General features: G+C 67.1%; 11 protein-coding genes. 3 read left to right on the forward strand and 8 right to left on the reverse strand.

Features of this window, described 5'->3' with window-relative positions:
- The first annotated feature begins 51 nt into the window (after positions 1 to 51).
- Positions 52 to 1677 (forward strand): methyl-accepting chemotaxis protein, encoded by a 1626-nt coding sequence (locus VQ067_RS19700; protein WP_033957093.1) that lies wholly within the window; start codon positions 52 to 54, stop codon positions 1675 to 1677.
- Positions 1678 to 1689: 12 nt separating this feature from the next.
- On the opposite strand, the gene aprI is transcribed toward VQ067_RS19700, so the two are convergent.
- The 6 genes from aprI to aprX all read right to left on the reverse strand — a co-directional run bounded on the left by aprI (position 1690) and on the right by aprX (position 9986).
- Complete coding sequence (gene aprI, locus VQ067_RS19705; RefSeq protein WP_003082543.1) at positions 1690 to 2085, reverse strand: alkaline proteinase inhibitor AprI; 396 nt, start codon at positions 2083 to 2085, stop codon at positions 1690 to 1692.
- A 246-nt stretch (positions 2086 to 2331) separates the two neighbouring features.
- Complete coding sequence (aprA, locus tag VQ067_RS19710; RefSeq protein WP_003159842.1) at positions 2332 to 3771, reverse strand: serralysin family metalloprotease AprA; 1440 nt, start codon at positions 3769 to 3771, stop codon at positions 2332 to 2334.
- 358 nt (positions 3772 to 4129) lie between these two features.
- Positions 4130 to 5575 carry an alkaline protease secretion protein AprF gene (gene aprF, locus VQ067_RS19715; protein WP_003110827.1) on the reverse strand — a complete coding sequence of 482 codons (1446 nt, stop codon included), beginning with the start codon at positions 5573 to 5575 and terminating at the stop codon, positions 4130 to 4132.
- A gap of 3 nt (positions 5576 to 5578) precedes the next feature.
- On the reverse strand, positions 5579 to 6877 hold the full coding sequence (gene aprE, locus VQ067_RS19720; RefSeq protein WP_003082540.1) for an alkaline protease secretion protein AprE: 1299 nt from the start codon (positions 6875 to 6877) through the stop codon (positions 5579 to 5581).
- A complete protein-coding gene (aprD, locus tag VQ067_RS19725) occupies positions 6874 to 8655 on the reverse strand; it encodes an alkaline protease secretion ATP-binding protein AprD (protein ID WP_019485219.1) in 1782 nt (593 codons plus the stop codon). Before aprD ends, aprE begins: the two co-directional genes overlap by 4 nt.
- An 86-nt stretch (positions 8656 to 8741) precedes the next feature.
- On the reverse strand, positions 8742 to 9986 hold the full coding sequence (gene aprX, locus VQ067_RS19730; RefSeq protein WP_003082538.1) for a type I secretion system-dependent protein AprX: 1245 nt from the start codon (positions 9984 to 9986) through the stop codon (positions 8742 to 8744).
- A 1041-nt stretch (positions 9987 to 11027) separates the two neighbouring features.
- On the opposite strand from aprX, the gene VQ067_RS19735 reads away from it, so the two are divergent.
- Together VQ067_RS19735 and VQ067_RS19740 are read left to right on the forward strand one after the other, a co-directional pair.
- Positions 11028 to 11342 carry a LasR-specific antiactivator QslA gene (locus tag VQ067_RS19735; RefSeq protein ID WP_003086723.1) on the forward strand — a complete coding sequence of 105 codons (315 nt, stop codon included), beginning with the start codon at positions 11028 to 11030 and terminating at the stop codon, positions 11340 to 11342.
- 235 nt (positions 11343 to 11577) lie between these two features.
- The gene (locus VQ067_RS19740; protein WP_033990215.1) at positions 11578 to 14154 is read left to right on the forward strand and encodes a PAS domain-containing protein; all 2577 of its coding nucleotides are present in this window, start codon (positions 11578 to 11580) and stop codon (positions 14152 to 14154) included.
- Positions 14155 to 14176: 22 nt separating this feature from the next.
- Here VQ067_RS19740 and VQ067_RS19745 read toward each other — a convergent pair whose 3' ends face one another.
- Positions 14177 to 15949: a S8/S53 family peptidase gene (locus VQ067_RS19745; RefSeq protein WP_003086721.1), complete on the reverse strand. Its 1773-nt coding sequence runs from the start codon at positions 15947 to 15949 to the stop codon at positions 14177 to 14179.
- A gap of 79 nt (positions 15950 to 16028) precedes the next feature.
- Positions 16029 to 16589, reverse strand: a complete 561-nt coding sequence (locus VQ067_RS19750; RefSeq protein ID WP_003086720.1) for a TetR/AcrR family transcriptional regulator — start codon at positions 16587 to 16589, stop codon at positions 16029 to 16031.
- Positions 16590 to 16752: the final 163 nt, after the last annotated feature.

A 16752-nucleotide genomic window follows, 5' to 3' on the forward strand; every position in this document is an offset into this window, starting at 1 on the left:
GCCCCGCTACAGGCCCAAGCACCTTCCCACAGCCCGGTCGGAGACCACCCCATGCTTCTTCGTCGTATCGCCATCACCCCACGCGCCGTCATCGGCTTCGCCATCCTCGCCTCGCTGCTGGTGGCGCTCGGCCTCTTCGCGCACAACCGCATGGGTTCGCTGAACCGCGCCGCCAGGGATATCGGCGAGGTCTGGCTGCCCAGCGTCGAAGCCTCGGCCCAGCTCAGCGGCCTGATGAGCGAACTGCGCCTCGGCGAGATGAACCACGTGCTGCTGCACGACGCCACGCGCATGCGCCAGCAGGAACAACGGATGGACGAGGTCATCGCTACCCTCGCCAGGGTGGAAAGGGAATACCGCCCCTTGCTGGTCCTGGACGAGGAGCGCGCGTTGCTCGACCAGTTCGTCCAGCGCCAGCAGGAATACCTCGAAGGACACGCCGCCCTGCTCGCGCTGTCCCGTGACAACCGTACCGACGAAGCCAGCGTGCTGATGGGCGGGGCCCAGTTGCAGCGCTACGAGCAGGTGCAGCGGACCCTGAAGCAACTCATCGCCCTCGACCGCGAGGCCGCCCGCGCCTCCACCGCCGAAGCCGCCGATGTCTACTCCCGGGCCTCCACCGCGATCCTCGCGGTGCTGCTGGTGGCCCTGGCGGCCAGCGTGACGATCGCCTGGCTGCTGACCCGCAGCATCGTCGTGCCGATCCGCCAGGCGGTGTCCTGCGCCGACCGCATCGCGGCCCGCGACCTGACTGGCGAGATCGCCAGCGACGGCGACGACGAGCCGGCGCAACTGATGAAGGCCATGCGCAGCATGCAGGCCAGCCTGCACGACACCATCGAGCAGATCGGCGATTCCGCCGCGCTGCTGGCCGCCGCTGCCGAGCAACTGAACGCGGTGACCGAGGAAGGCAACCGGTCGCTGGCCCGGCAGAACGATGAGATCGAGATGGCCGCCACCGCGGTCAACGAAATGAGCGCGGCGGTCGAGGAGGTCGCGCGCAACGCCAGCTCCACCGCCGAGGCCTCCAGTCTCTCGGAACGGGCCGCCGGCAACGGCCGCGCACGGGTCGGACAGACCGTCCGCTCGATCCGCCAGATGAACACCGAGATCGGCCAGACTGCGCGCCTGGTGGAGGGCCTGGCCAGCCAGGCGCAGGACATCGGCAAGGTGCTCGACGTGATCCGCGCCATCGCCGAGCAGACCAACCTCCTCGCCCTCAATGCCGCCATCGAGGCCGCCCGCGCCGGCGAGCAGGGCCGCGGATTCGCGGTGGTCGCCGACGAAGTGCGCGCCCTCGCCCACCGCACCCAGCAATCGACCCATGAGATCGAAGGCATGATCGCCAGCGTCCGCGAGGGCACCGACACCGCGGTGTCCGCGATGCGCGAGAACGACCAGCGCGCCCGGCAGATGCTCGACGAGGCCGAGGCCGCCGACCACACGCTGGGCGAGATCGCCGAGCACGCCACGCGGATCAACGAGCGCACCCTGGTGATCGCCAGCGCTGCCGAGGAGCAGGCCCACGTCGCCCGCGAGGTCGATCGCAACCTGGTGAACATCCGCGACGTTGCCGTGCAGACCACCCAGGGCGCCGAGCAGACCCGCGGCGCCAGCCACGAGCTGTCGCGCCTGGCCAACGACCTCAAGGGCATGATCGGTCGCTTCGTGGTCTGACCCGCAGGCGAGCTAGGGCGTCGCGCGGCGCAGCACCAACTGCCCGCCGTCGCCCTTCTGCACCCGGTAGTCGCCCTCGCCCTGGCGACCGAGGAGCATCAGGGTCAGGCCGCCGCGTTCGAGCAGCGCGATCCCGGCCGGGGTAGGCCTCCAGGCGCGCGGCTCGCTGGGCAGCCAGCGCGTGAGGCAGGCGGTATCGCCGCCCAGGTCGTAGCCACTGGCTTCCGCCACTTCGCTGTCGCGCAGCTCCAGGTGGCAGATCGCGGGCGCCTCGTCCTGCTGCAGGGTCCATTGCCCGGCGAGATCGGAAGCGCTGAGAAGAATCAGACTGCTGGCCATACTGATACCTGTGCTGAAAAAACCGCAGAGCAAGCAAACCATCCTGGAGAGCTTCGCGCTTGCCGACATCGAGAGATCTCCTTCAAGCCTGGAACATCGGATAACACGGCGAAGGCCGCCCGCCATCCTCGCTTCGAACGCCAGCGCGCGCCAGGCGCCGCGGGCCTCCGTTCGTCCGCCGGGTCGCCGGCCCACGGGCGCGCCACAGTTCACAACTTCGCTCCTGTGGAAGACACCTATCAATTCGAACAGTGCCCGGCCGGCCGAAGGGCCGCGGTTCGTACCGCCGCACCGAACCGCGCCCGTATCAGCGCGTCAGACGACGATGTCGGCCTGGGTCGCCTGGCCGATCAGATTGATCGCGAAATCGGCATGGGCATCCCCGCTGAAGTCGATCGCCAGGCTGCCGGCCTTGCTCGCCGCGTCGTAGGACAGGATCGCCTGGCCGGCCTTGCCGGCGAAGGCGTCGACGTATTGCAGCACCAGCCCGCCGTTGACGAAGGCGTCCAGCCCGGACAGGTCGATCTTGTCCTGGCCGCTGACGAAGTCGCGCAGGGTATCCGGCGCCGCCGCGGAGGACTCGGCGATATCGCCGTAGACGAAGGTGTCGGCTCCCGCGCCACCCCACAGCTGGTCCGCGCCGAGGCCGCCGTAGAGGATGTCGTTGCCGGCGCCGCCCTTGAGCACGTTGGCCACGTCGTTGCCGATCAACAGGTCGCTACCCGAGCCGCCGATGGCGTTTTCCACGGTGACCCCGGCAGCGATCGACACATTGCCCTTCAACCCGCCGACATCGGACAGCGCCTTCTCGTTGAGGTTGATCTTCTGGTTCTGGCTGAAGCCGGAGAAGTCCAGGGTGTCGTTGCCGCCGGCGTCCCACACCGAGAACACCAGCTTGGAACTGGACGAGGTGGCGCTGTAGAAGTCGCGCTCGGTGTTGGAGTTGAAGCCGTACACCGTGTCGCCGGTGCGGGTGGTCAGGTTGGCCCCGTAGAGCTTCTGGATCGCCGCGATGTCGTCCAGCAACGGTGCCGAGGAATAGGCGCCCTTGAAGTCCTGGCCGGTGTTCTGCTCTTCCCAGTAGCTCATCACCGAATAGGCGCGGGTGTCCTCAGCGTAGGTAGCGTCGGCGTAGGTGGGATCGCCCTCGCCGGCGTTGTAGTCGCCGGGGTGGCTCAGGCCCAGGGTATGGCCGATCTCGTGGGTCAGCGTCTGGCGTCCGTAGTTGCCGTTGGCCGGATTGACGTTGGCGCTGTAGCTGCTGTTGATCAGGTACCAGGATTGTCCCTTGAGCGCATCCGGTACATCCGGCAGGAAGGCGAACGCCGCACCGCCGACACTACTGCTGAAGTTGCCGAAGGTCAGGTCGCCCTGATCGCCCTGGCCGGCGTCGACGAAGTGGATATTGGTGACGTCCGCCCAGGATTGCAGCGACAACTTGGCCTGAGCCTGCTGCTGCGCGGAAAAGGCGCTGAACTTGCCCAGCGAGTAGATATCGCTGACATACTTCCACGGCGTATTGAAGAAGTCGTTCGGCTTGGTCAGGAACGAATAGGACAGGGTCAGCACCGAGTCGCCCGGTGCTTTCTGCCAAGACGCCTGTTCGCGGAGGATCTGCTCCGCCGCCTGGTCGACGGTATAGGACGGATGGCCATTGACCAATTCGTCCCCGCCCCGCGCATAGGCATGCAGGAAGTTGTCTACCTGGGTATACGCATCGCTACGACCTTTCAATGCAAGAGAATTGCTGGACATTGTCATATCCCTTTAAGTTGTAAAGGAAATAACTCGGATACAATTATCGGATGGATAATTGCAGTTATCGGCCAGATCAGGCCGAAGTCCAAACTGACACAGCTCATTTTCCAATGTCCACAGGTTTCATGAAAAAAATTAAGCTGCACTTAAAGCATATGCACGAACGAATTCCGCATATATGAAATCATGCAGGAAAGATAAACTACCGAAGACACTGGAATATTATAAAAACCGTTTCATATAAATAGCGCCTTATTGAAAAAACAATTCCATGCGTATTGTTCGACCTCTGTCGACCCGCCCGGGACATCGACTTCACGCCAGGCGAACAATTGCCCGCACGTCCTTCGCGGTCTCAATTGAGCGCGCTCCGGTTTTCCTCCGTATCGGTCTTCGACAGGGTGTGCAGCGGCGCCGGGCAATCCGTCGTCGCGCAGTCGCGGCGGCGCGCCGGCGTCTCGCCGGAAACGAAGTTCGCCGCCACCAGTTCCAGGTCGGCTTCGTCCAGCACCCCGGCGTAGAAACGCAGGCGTGCCCAGGCCGTGAGGTAGTCGTACTTGGCCTTGGACAGCTCGTTCATCGCGCTGTACAGCGCCTGCTCGGCGTTCAGCAGGTCGAGGTTGACCCGCACCCCGGCGGCGATGCTCTTGCGCGTGGCCATCACCAGCGTCCGCGCCGAATCCACGGTCATCTCGTAGGCGCGGATCTTCGCCGCGCTGCTGCTGCTCTGGTTGTACATCTTGCGCACCTGGTTGAGGGTCTCGCGGACCTTGTCGTCCAGGTCGTAATGGCTCTTCTCCATGCGATGCGTGGCCTGGCGCGTCGCCGCCAGGGTCTCGCCGCCGGAGAACAGCGGAACGCTCAACTGGATGCCGACGCTGTCGGTTTCGTAGCGCTGGTTGTAGGTGTTCTCCGAACCGGACTTGGACTTGCCGGTGCTGGCGTACAGGCCCAGGCGCGGCAGGAAGTCGGCGCGGTTCTGCTCGACCTCGTAGCGGGCCACGTCCACCGCGTGGCGCAGCGAGGCCAGCTCGGGATTCTCGGCCAGCGCCAGGTCGCGCCAGGCGGTGTAGCTGGCGGGGCTCAGCGGGCGCACCTGGAAGCGTTCGCCGAGCGGCGCCAGGTCGGCGATCTCCAGCGGCGCTCCGACCAGTCGCTCCAGTTCGCGCAGGGCGGCATCCTGGCTGTCCCGCGCCTCGATTTCCTGGGCCTGGGCCAGGTTGAAGCGGGCCTGGGTCTCCAGGGTGTCGGTGCGGGTGCCGTTGCCGCGCTCGAACTGGCGCTGGTTGAGCTGGAACTGCTCGCGGTAGGAGCGTTTCTGCGCCCGCGCCAGTTCGATCTGGTCCTGGGCCAGCAGCGCGCCGGTATAGGCCTCCAGGACCCGGACCAGCAGTTCCTGGCTCTGGCTGCGGAAGCGCTCGTCGGACAGCAGCGCCTGGGCCACGCCCTTGCGGTAGCGGCTGAAGGCCTCGTAGTCGAACAACGGCTGTTGCAGGCTGAGGGTGGAGACGTAGCTGTCGTAGTCGCGGTCTTCCTTGAAATCGCCGCGGGTGGTGGTCTGGGTCACATCGGACCAACTGCGCCCACGGTTGTAGCTGTACACCAGGCGCGGCAGCAGCGCCGCGCGGCCGAGCGCACGGTATTGCCTGCCAGCCTCGTGCTCCTGGATCGCGGCCTGGAACTGCGGGTCGTTCTCCAGGGCCAGGTGATAGCCGTCCAGCAGGCCGAGGGCGAAGGCATCCTCGCGCAGCAGCAACAGGAAGGCGCCGAACAGCCAGGTCATCAGGCGGCGCATGGTCATCGGTCAGTTCTCCGCCAGCGCCACGTGGGCGCGGTCGAACAGGGGCTTGAACAGGTAGTTGAGCAGCGAGCGCTCGCCGGTGCGGACGAACACCTGCACCGCCATCCCCGGGCGGATCTGCAGGCCCTTCAGCTTGCCCATCGCGGCCGCGTCGACCTGGGCGCGCAGCGCGTAGTAGGGCTGCTTGTTCTGCTCGTCGAGCAGGCGGTCGGCGCTGACCATGGTCACCTCGCCGGTGACCCGTGGGGTCTTGCTCTGGTTGAAGGCGGTGAACAGCATCTCCACCGGCAACCCGCTGTGGATCCGGTCGACCAGGTTCACCGCGAGCTGGCCCTCCACTTCCAGGCTGTCGCTGTTGGGCACGATGTACATCAGCAATTCGCCGGGGCCGATCACCCCGCCATCGGTGAACACCTTCAAGCCGGCCACGTAGCCGCTGACCGGCGCGCGGATCTCGGCGTGCCGCAGTTCGTAGCGCGCCGAGGACAGCTCCTCCCAGAGCGTCCGTGCATTGACCTGGGTTTCCGCCAGTTGCCCGTTGACTTCCTTGCGGTACTCCTCCTCGCGTTGGGCGATGCGCATCTGCGCCTCGGCGATGCTCTGGCGGATCTGCCCGAAGCGACCGCTGCTCTCCGATAGCCGGGCGTTCACCTCGGCCAGTTGGCGCTCCTGTTCGAGCAACTGGTTGCGCGGCATGTAGCCTTCCTCGGCGAGGTCGCGCGCACCGCTCAACTGGCTGTTCAACAGGCGTTGTTGCAGGCGCTGGTTGCCCTCGGTCTGGCGCAACCCTTCGAGCTGGGCGCGCAGCCCCTCGATGTTCGCCCGCAATGCGGAGAGTTCGTTGGCCAGCGCGGTCTGGCGGCTGTGCAGCAACTGCCGCTGCAACTCCAGGCGCTCGCCGAGGGTCGGCAGCGGGGCCTGCTCGGCCAGCCCCGCGGGCATCTCCAGGGTCCGCCGGCCGTCGTATTCGGCCTGTAGGCGCGCCTGGTTGAGCCGCGCGTTGGCGTACCGGTTGAGCAGCGAATCGACGTTGGCCCGGGCCTGGGTCGGTTCCATGCGGATCAGCGGCTCGCCCGCCTCCACATGCTGGCCGTCGCGCACCAGGATGTGCTTGACCACCCCGCCCAGCGGATGCTGCACCGACTTGCGCTGGCCGGAGATGATCACCGTGGCCGGCACCGCCACGCCCTGGTCGAGCGGCGCGAAGGCGGCCCAGAGCAGCGCACCGCCGAAGCCGAACAGGACCAGCAGCCAGCCCAGTCGCGCATAGGCGTTCTCGTCGCGTTTCACCGTGCGGGTCATTCCACACCTCCCTGGCGCGGCGCGGCCACCACCTGCGGCGCGCCGTAGCCGGCCACCCGGTAGTCCGCGCGCTGCTGCGACGCCGACGCGGCGCGCTGGTTGTTCAAGGCGGCGAGCACCTGGTCGCGCTCGCCGTACAGGTGCAACTGGCCGGCGTTCAGCGCCAGCAGGCGGTCGGCGCAACCCAGCACGCCGGCCCGGTGGGTGATCAGCAGCACCGTGCAGCCACGCGCCTTGAGCGCCTGGATCGCCGCCAGCAGCGCCTGCTCGCCGCTGTCGTCGAGGTTCGAGTTGGGTTCGTCGAGCACCACCAGGGTCGGCGCACCGTACAGCGCCCGGGCCAGGGCGATGCGCTGGCGCTGGCCGCCGGAAAGCCCGGCGCCGCCGACGCCGAGCACGGTGTCGTAGCCCTGCGGCAGGCGCAGGACCAGTTCGTGGACCCCGGCCAGGCGCGCCGCCTCCACCACCTTGTCGGCCTGCACCTCGCCGAAGCGGGCGATGTTTTCCGCCACCGTGCCGGCGAACAGTTCGATGTCCTGCGGCAGGTAGCCGATGCGCGGGCCGAGGGTCTCGCGCTCGTACTGGCGGATCTCGGCGCCGTCCAGGCGCACGCTGCCGTGCAGGGTCGGCCAGATGCCCAGCACTACCCGCGCCAGGCTCGACTTGCCGGAGCCGGACGGACCGATCACGCCGACCACCGAGCCGGCCGGGATCGCCAGGGTCAGGCCACGCAGGGTGCGCGCCTCGCTGCCGGGCGGCGCCGCGTCCAGCGATTCCAGCAGCAGGTGGCCACGCGGCTCGGGCAATTCCATGCGCCGCTCGCGGGCGGGGAATTCGTCGAGCAGGCCGCTCAGCCGGCGATAGGCATCGCGCGCCGCGCCCCACTGCTTCCACACGCCGATCAGTTGGTCGATGGGCCCCAGCGCACGGCCCATCAGGATCGAGCCGGCGATCATCATCCCCGGGGTGATGCGTCCCTCCACCGCCAGCCAGGCGCCGAGGCCGAGCACCAGGGATTGCAGGGCGATGCGCAGGTACTTGCTCAGCGCGTTGATCCGCGCCGCGCGCTCGCTGGCCAGGCTCTGCTGGTCGAGGAACGCCTGGTGCAGCCGTTCCCAGCGCCCGCGCATGCTACCGAGCATGCCCATCGCCTCGATCACCTCGGCGTTGCGCAGGTTGTTGCTGGCCAGTTGGCCGGACTTGATCGACAACTCGCCGGCCTTGGCCAGCGGCGCACGGGTGGCGCGTTCGTTGAACCAGGCGAGGGCCATCAGGGCCAGCGCGCCGACCAGCGAGAGCAGGCCGAGCCAGGGGTCGAAGAGGAAGATCACCAGCAGGTAGACCGGGAACCAGGGCGCGTCGAAGAAGGCGAACAGCGCCTGGCCGGTGATGAACTGGCGCAGGGTGGTCAGGTCGTGCAGCGCCTGGCTGGCCTCCTGGCCGCCGGCGCGCAGGTTGCGTTCGAAGGCGGCGGCGTATATCCGCCCGTGCAACTGGCCGTCGAAGCGTTCGCTGACCCGCACCAGGACGAAGCTGCGCAGCGCCTCCAGCGCGCCCATGAAGACGAACACGCCGAGCGCCATCAGGGTCAGCATCAACAGGGTGACTTCGTTGGCCGAGGACAGCACGCGGTCGTACACCTGCAGCATGTACAGCGAGGGCACCAGCATCAGCAGGTTGATCACCCCGGAGAACGCCGCCACGCTGCGCAACGCACTGCGGCTGGCCGCCAGGGCCTGTTTGATTTCGTTGGTAACGCTGGAACCGAGCCTTGCCATCGAGCGCGCTCACTTCTGCCACGACTGCCGCTGGAATCCCGAATGAGCCCGGATGGCACCTCCCTGTGCCGGGCGTTCCCTCGCCGTCAGGCGGCCAGGGCCTGATGCTCCGGCGCCGGGTCGGCGCCGATCAGCTGGATTGTCGGCGGCGCCGCTTCGCCGCCGTGGCCGAGCAGCGCCGCGAGCACCTTGCCGGCACCGTCCAGGGCGCTGTGCGCGGTATCCCCGGCGATCCCGGCGACGATCGACAGGTCATTGTCGAGGTCATGCACCAGCTCGATCTGGCCCTTCGGCCCGACCCCGGCGACATCGACACCGGCAATCGTTTGCGCATACAGCTTGCTGTCGAAGTGCAGGTCCAGCGTCGGCAGCGAGACGCCGATGTCCTTGACCACCGGCACGTAGCCGAGGATGCCGCCGACGATGGGCAGGTCCTTGAGGGTCACCTCGTTCCAGCTCAGCAGCTTGACCTCGTTGTAGCTACCCAGCTCCAGGGTGCCGCCGAGATTGGCCACGCCGAGGTTGTAGCTGGGTCCGGCGATACCGTAGAACTTGGCGCTGAAGCCTTCCTTGTCGACCGAGCCGACCACTCCCAGGCCGCCGAGGTTGAGCGGCGCCAGCACCGGCACCAGCGGCGCGGTGATCGGATTCAGCGCCAGGGCTGCGGTGACCAGCGGAGTCAGCGGCGTCTCGCCGCCGAAGGTCAGGCCTTGCTCGGTGAAGGAGACGTTGATCGGCAGCGGGCCGAGGATGCCGCGGCTATCGGGAATCACGCCCTGGTCGTGATTGCCGCCGAGCAGCGAGCCGATCACATTGACCCCGAGCAGGCCGTCGCTATTGCCGAGGCTTAGCGAGCCACCCTGGTAGGCGGCGTGGTAGAGATCGTTGGCGGCCTTCAGGCTGTCGCTGCCGAATTCCCAGGCATGGCCGACGGTGGCACCGACGCCCTGCCCCAGGTCACCGACCAGCTTCAGGTAATCCTCCGGCTCGACGCGCCCGTGCAACAAGTCGTCGGCGATCGCCAGCGAGTTGCCGGCCAGCCCGCCCAGCGTGCCGACCGCGGAGCCTACGGTGTCGAGGGCGTCGCCGGCGATCTCGCCGAGCGTGCCGGCCACCGCGCCGACCGTACCCTCCAGCGCCTGCTCCACGCTGGCAACGGCGTCATGCACCGATGTCAGCGCTTCGTGCACCTGCTGCTCCACGGCGTCGACGGTGGAGCCCACCAATGTCCTGGCCACGTCCGCCACCGCCGTGACGGCGGTGGCGGCCACCTGCGTCGCACGCTCGTAGACCTGGCCGAACAGGTTCGCGGCTGCATTGAATAATCCCATCTTCTGTTCCTCGATTGAGTTGTCTCGGTTATCGCGTTTCCGGCGCAGGTCGCTGTTTACCGACCGAACCGGTCACGCGGTTAAGCGCAGTCAGTGAGTTCCGCGAGAAAACGGAACGCGGGTACCTGAAAGTTCATCAGGCCTGGCGACAACTTGTTTTTATTGGAAGACAGGAGCCCCCGAGGGCGAAACCCATTTAATCCCGAGCAGCCCGCAACAGAGCGCTCTCCACCGCTTCGCCTGTTAAGTAGGACTAACATGGGAAAGGCAAATTTGTACCACCACTTAAATCAGTTCAATACTTTGGTTGGGCATACCGACCTGTCAGTTCTGCCAGGTGGATTTCCAAGCCCCTGATTCCTAAACGGATTATTGACGCTTTTAATTAATATCGAATGACGGACGGTCGCCCCGGCACGAACTCTGACGAAAATCAGAAATGAAGAAAGGGTTATATCCTTATGCACCAAAGTGCCGAGCCGCCCTCGCGGCGTGCCCAACTAGCGTGCAACTTCGGCAGCGCCCTCTTCGAAGAAGCGAATGACACTTTTGCGTGGCTCATAAGGAATACTCTTATTGCGTGAAGCGCATCACAAAATATTGAATCGAACAGTCCAGGCGGATTGTTTTCTCCTGGTAAACGATGATTAACGGCGCGCTCCCAACGCCGGGTTATTTCCATGAATCGCTTCAGCCAACGCCTTGCCTGCCGATAGCCTCTGCCGTCACCCGTTCCCGCCCTTGCTCCCCGCCTTGCCTGCCCCTATCCTGCGCCCGTCACGGCCAAATCCGTGACCGGGTTTGACAGCCCGAAGAGACGGCGCGATGCGCCGAGCGGTGCATGCGAAAGCAGCGAATGCTTTTGCAGGCATCGGCTCGACCGCAGTTTTCCAACTGCGGGCCTTCATGGCGGATCGCGTGGGGAGACCCTCGTGGTCTGCCGGTTCCGTTTCCCGGTCTGTCAACCCTGAGCGATCCTGCCTCCATCGATTGACAGCGAAGGCGGCAGGTCATGTGACTCTCAGAAACGGAGTACCCAGCATGACGAAGGATGAAAAGGAAAAGACCCACGTCGACGCAATCATCGAACGCTACAAGGACCTGATGGTCGAGATTCCCCCCGCCGACCGGCAACCCGGTCTCTCCCTGCTCTGGCCGGTTCCCGCCCAGCCCGCCATCGACAAGGGCGTCCGCCAGGCCGAGAACTGGCTTGCCGACCAGATCGAAGGCCAGCTCTGGACCGCCTTCGCCTTCGGCCGCGACAGCCTGCCCACACCGATGCAGAAGACCGCCTTCGAAGTGGCCTTCCTGACGCGCCTGCAGCAGCGCCTGGTAGCCGCTCGACGTTCCGGTTGACCCGGCCATGGCGAATGACGCCGGTGGCGTCGTTCGCCCCTACGCCAAGTCTCCATCGCGGTCTCGGGCACCGCGTACGAAATCATCGCCAGACTCCGCCTGGCAACGCGCCGAGCGTCTGGAGCGCCCCGGTGCGCCATCCCGCCCAGCCGGATTGAACGCAAGCGCACCCACCGCCCTCCTATATTCCATACGACCCACCACCTCAACCGGAACCGAGCAAGACTCCGCAGACATGGCACAGCCTTTCACCATCGAACCGGACCCGAACACCCTCGACCATCCACCGGCCTTCCTGGCCAACGGAGGAGCGGTCGGGAAACTGTTGCTCAGCCTCGACGCGGCCAGTTCGCCCCTCGGCCCGCCGGACGCCTGGTCGGCGAGCCTGAAGACGACGATGGCCACGCTGCTGCCGGCCAAGGCGCAGATCGTGCTGTTCTGGGGCGCGGAATTCGTCGCCCTGTACAACGATGCCTACGCGCCGAGCATCGGCGACAAGCATCCGCGCGCCCTCGGCCGGCCGGCGATAGAGAACTGGCGGGAGCTGTGGGATGACCTCGAACCGCTGCTGCGCGGGGTGTACGAGACCGGTGAAACCTTCGCGGCAAAGGATCGGCCCTTCTACATCGAACGCCATGGACGCGGCGAGACGGTCTATTTCGACGTGTCCTATTCGGCGGTGCGGGAAACCGACGGTTCCGTCGGCGGCGTGCTGTGCATCGTCACCGAGACCACCGAGCGGGTGCGTTTTGAACGCCGCCAGGCGTTCCTCCTGGAACTGGGCCAGACCCTGCCGTCCCTGGCCGATCCCCTGGAGATCGAAGCCACCGCCCTGCGCCGGCTCGGCGAGGAGCTGGGCGCGTCGCGGATATTCTTCGGCGAGGACAACGGCGACGGCATGACCTTCCAGGTCCATCGCGACTATCTCCACGACGGCCGCTCGGCGGTCGGTCGGCATCGCTACCTGGCGTTCGGCGCCACCCTGTCCGGCGAACTGCATGCCGGACGCAGCGTGGCGCGGGAAGACCTCGCCGGGGAGCGCGGCATGAGTCTCGACGAGGCGGCGAGCCGCGCGCGCCTGGGGCTGGGCGCCACGCTGCACGTCCCGGTGCTGCGCCACGGCCGGCTGGAGGCGCTGCTGGCGATCCACTTCGCCCATCCGCAGGCCCTCGGCGAAGATTCGCGCCGCCTGGCGGAGGAAGCCGCCAAGCTGGCCTGGACCTCGCTCACCCATGCCCGCGCGGAGCTGGCGCTGCGCACCAGTTCCGCGCAACTGGCGGCGATGTTCGACCAGGCCAGCGCGGGCATCGCGGTATGCGACCGGAACTGGCGCTTCACCCGGGTCAACGATCGCTACTGCGAGATCGCCGGCCGTTCGCGCGAGACCCTGCTCGGCCTGCGCATGCAGGACATCCTCGACCCCGCCGACTTCGCCCTCCCTGCGGCGCCAGGCGGAGCGACCGGCGCGGCGTTCGAGATGAGCGGCCGCTACGTTCGCCCCGACGGCGATACGGTGTGGGTGCAGAACCAGGTCACGCCGCTGGTGGACGAGCAGCATGCCGCCAGCGGCCTGCTCTGCGTGTGCATGGACATCAGCGCGCGGGTACGCGCCGAGAACGAGCTGCGCGAACTCAACGAAAGCCTGGAAGAACGTGTCGCGACCATGCTCGCCCAGCGCGAAAGCGCCCTGGCGCAGCTTCACGAGGCACGCAAGATGGAGATGGTCGGCCAGTTGACCGGCGGCATCGCCCATGACTTCAACAACCTGCTGACGCCGATCATGGCCTCGCTGGAACTGATCCGCCGGCGGCTCGACGACGCCCGCTCCACCGACCTCATCGACGGCGCGCTACAGTCCGCCGAACGGGCGCGGAACCTCGTCGGTCGCCTGCTCACCTTCGCCCGCCGGCAAACCCTCAAGCCGCAGGCGGTGGCCCTGCGCGAGCTGGTCGAAGGCATGCACGACCTGATCGAGCGCTCGCTCGGCCCGACCATCGAGGTCCGCATCGAGATCCCGGAACGCCTGCCTGCGGTGGTGGTGGATCCGCACCAGTTCGAACTGGCCATCCTCAACCTCGCGGTGAACGCCCGCGACGCCATGGGCGAAGGCGGCCGCCTGGAAATAGGCGCGCGGACCGACCTGGTGATCGACGGCGCGGTGGACGGTCTCGGCGCCGGCCGCTACGTGTGCCTGGAAGTCGCCGACAACGGCGGAGGCATGCCCGCCGAGGTGCTGGCCCGCTGCATGGAGCCGTTCTTTTCCACCAAGGGCGTGGGCAAGGGCACCGGCCTCGGCCTGTCGATGGTCCAGGGCCTGGTCGCCCAGTCCGGCGGCGGCCTGGGCATCCACTCGGAGATCGGCAAGGGGACCCGGGTGAGCATCTGGCTGCCGATCACCGCGGAGCAGACGCAATCCACCGCAGAAAGCTGCCCGGACGCACCGGAAGCGTTGCGGCCGACCTACGTGCTGCTGGTCGACGACGACAGGATGGTGCGCTACACCACCGCGCTGCTGCTCGGCGATCTCGGCTACCAGGTCAGCGAGGCGGCGTCGGCGGAGGAAGCCCTGGGCGAGGTCGAGCGCGGCCTGGCGCCCGACCTGCTGGTCACCGACCATCTCATGGCCGACAAGACCGGCGTGCAGCTTGCCGAGGAACTGCGCCAGCGCTTCCCGCAATTGCCGGTGCTGGTCATCACCGGCTACGCCAACCTCACGCCCGAGCAACTCAACGGCTTCGAGGTGTTGACCAAGCCGTTCCGCCACAACGAACTCGCCGAACGCCTCGCCCGGCTGCTGGAAGCCTCGCCGTGAGGCCCAGGGCCGGCGGAACGCCTCAGCGCACCCGCTCGCGGCTCTTCACCGCCAGGTCCAGGGCTTTCTGCATGTCCAGCCGCGCCGAGCGGCCGACGTCGCGGTGGTCCAGGCGGTAGCCGCGCTCCGAGGGCAGGATCGGTGCGGTGAGGTCCTCGGCATCGGCCGGCTCGAAATCGTAGTCGCCGCCGATGGTCATGGCGCTGCGCCGGAGCAGCATGCGGATCTCCTCGGGTCGCAGCCGCGGGTTGAGGGAAAGCATGGCGGCGACCGTGCCGGCGACCATCGGCGTGGCATAGGAGGTGCCGCAGTGCACCTCGCCCCGCGCGTCCCTCTCCAGGGTCGAGGCGTGGGTACAGGCGGCGGCGGTGACATCCACCCGCATGTCGACGTTCGAGGTGCTGCGCTTGACCGCGTAGGCCGGGTCGTCCACCGCCAGGCCTTGGCGCTCGCTGCGCTGGTGGCCGCCCACCACCAGCAACTGCTCGGTGACGAAGGAGGACGGCAGGCGGTATTCGTCTGTACCGGAGTAGGACGAGCCGTTGCCGGCGGAGTTGACCACCAGCACGTCCGGATGCTCCTTGCGCAGCCAGAGGAAGAATTCCTCGAGCAACTCCTCGTAGCCGCTCATGGCGATCCCCGAGCGCACCAGCGAATCCACCTCGTCGCCATCGACGTCGCGAGCGCCGACGCGGTGGATGCCCCAGCTCCAGTTGAGCACCCGCACGCCATCCTCCACCAGGTTCACCGAAGCGGCGACGTTGGCCGTGATGCCAGCGTCGGAATTGCGCTCGACGATCACTTCGAAACCCTGGCTGGCGCGGTCCAGCCCACGCAGGAAGCCACTGTTGCCGCCCTGGTCCCAGCGCGCGGCGAGGATGCCGGCGACCGTCGAACCGTGGTTGTCGGGACGTTCGGCATCGCGCGCGTAGAGGCAGGTACGCGGCGCGGGCGCCTTGCAGGGGCCGAGGTAGTCGGCGAAGTCGGGGGCGTCGAAGTCGACGTCGCGCTCGATCACCCCGATGCGCACCGGGCGGGTCTCCAGCGGGGCCTGGCGGGCGCGGACCCGACGCTGGTAATAGTTCACCGCGTCCATGAAACGATTGGCCGCCCACTCGTCGGAGTCGCTGTCCGGCTTGTCCACGGGCCGGCGCGCCGCCTCGGTTTCCTCGCCCTTCTCCGGCGCGGACTCCTCCACCACCACGGCGTCCACGCTGGTCTCGCTGCCGATGCGGAGGACCAGCGCGTCGCGCTGGACGAGGTCGCGCGCCGGCAGGCGCAACTGGTAGAGGTTCAACGGCGGGATCGCGCCGACCACCCGCGCGCCATATTTATCGGCCAGGCGTTCGGCCTCCCGGCGACCATCGTGGTTCTCCTCGATCAACAGGCTGACCAGGTCGACGTAGGTGGTCAGGCCATCCATGTTCTTCGCCACCTCGTCGGGACCGGCGGCGAGCACATGGCTGCCGTTCAGGGTCAGCCATACCGGATTGCTGCTGCGCCCGCCCTGCTCCAGCCAAAGCGGACCGCTGGCGTGGCCACGGCGGTCCAGGCGGAGCCGCAGGCCGTCGCCCTCGCGCCGCAGGGCGGTGGCCGGCAGTTCGCGGCCGTCCAGCAACAGGCGCGGCAGGCCGGCACCCAGGCCGCGCACGCGCAGGCACCACTCCTGCCGCTCGCTGGCCAGGAGATCGCCGCAGCGCTCCAGGCGCTCCAGGCGCAGGGGTGTTTCGGCGGCGACCAAAGGACTGCCCAGGGACGCGAAAAGGATGGCGAAAACGGCACGGCGCAGCGGCATGGACTCGGCTTCCGGAACGGGGACCTGTTGTTCCGACCGCCTGGCGAAACGCTTCGTTCAGGTTGAAGGCGGGCGCAGGCTAGCCCGCCAGTTGCTCCAGCGCTCGCCGGGTGACGCCATCGATATAGCCCGGCTCGCCATAGATGCGCGCCAGCAGGATGGCGCCTTCGAAATCGGCCACCAGTTGCCGGCCGCGCTCCAGCGCCTGCGCCTCGTCGAAGGCCGGGCGGTAGAGCTGGGCGAAGGCTTGCGCCCAGTCGTCGAGGAAACTGCGGATCGGCGCCATCAGCTCGCTGCGACCATAGCTGGCGTCGACCGCGACCACGCCCATCAGGCAGCCGATGCTGTCGTCCTGGAACAACCGGGCGGCCTTGCGGCCGAGTTTTTCCAGGCGCTCGCGGGGCGTCAGCAGCGGGTCGTAGGCGATGCTGAAGAGCGTCTCGGCGAGCCGCTGGTGGGTCCATTCGAGAACGTCGCGGAGCAAGGCTTCCTTGTTCGGGTAGTGGTGGTAGAACGAGGCCTTGGTCAAGCCGCAGGCGCTGGACAGCATTTCCATGGTGGTGCCGTGGTAGCCGTAGCGACGGAAGGTGCCGGCGCAGCGCTGGAGAAGCTCGTCGCGGGAGATTTTCAACGGACGCACGGAAGGTTCCTGCTCTCGATCAAAGGCGTTGATTCTATGCCATAAGCCTTGGCGCCTCAATTTGACGGTTACCGAATGTTTGTTTAGTTTTTACAAACCGAATGTTCGGTAGGTAACTAGAAGAAGTTTCCGCTCCACCAACCCAAGCACAGGAGAGAGGCAT

It is taken from the genome of Pseudomonas sp. KBN12P06040, assembly GCF_037574965.1.
Taxonomy (GTDB): domain Bacteria; phylum Pseudomonadota; class Gammaproteobacteria; order Pseudomonadales; family Pseudomonadaceae; genus Pseudomonas; species Pseudomonas aeruginosa.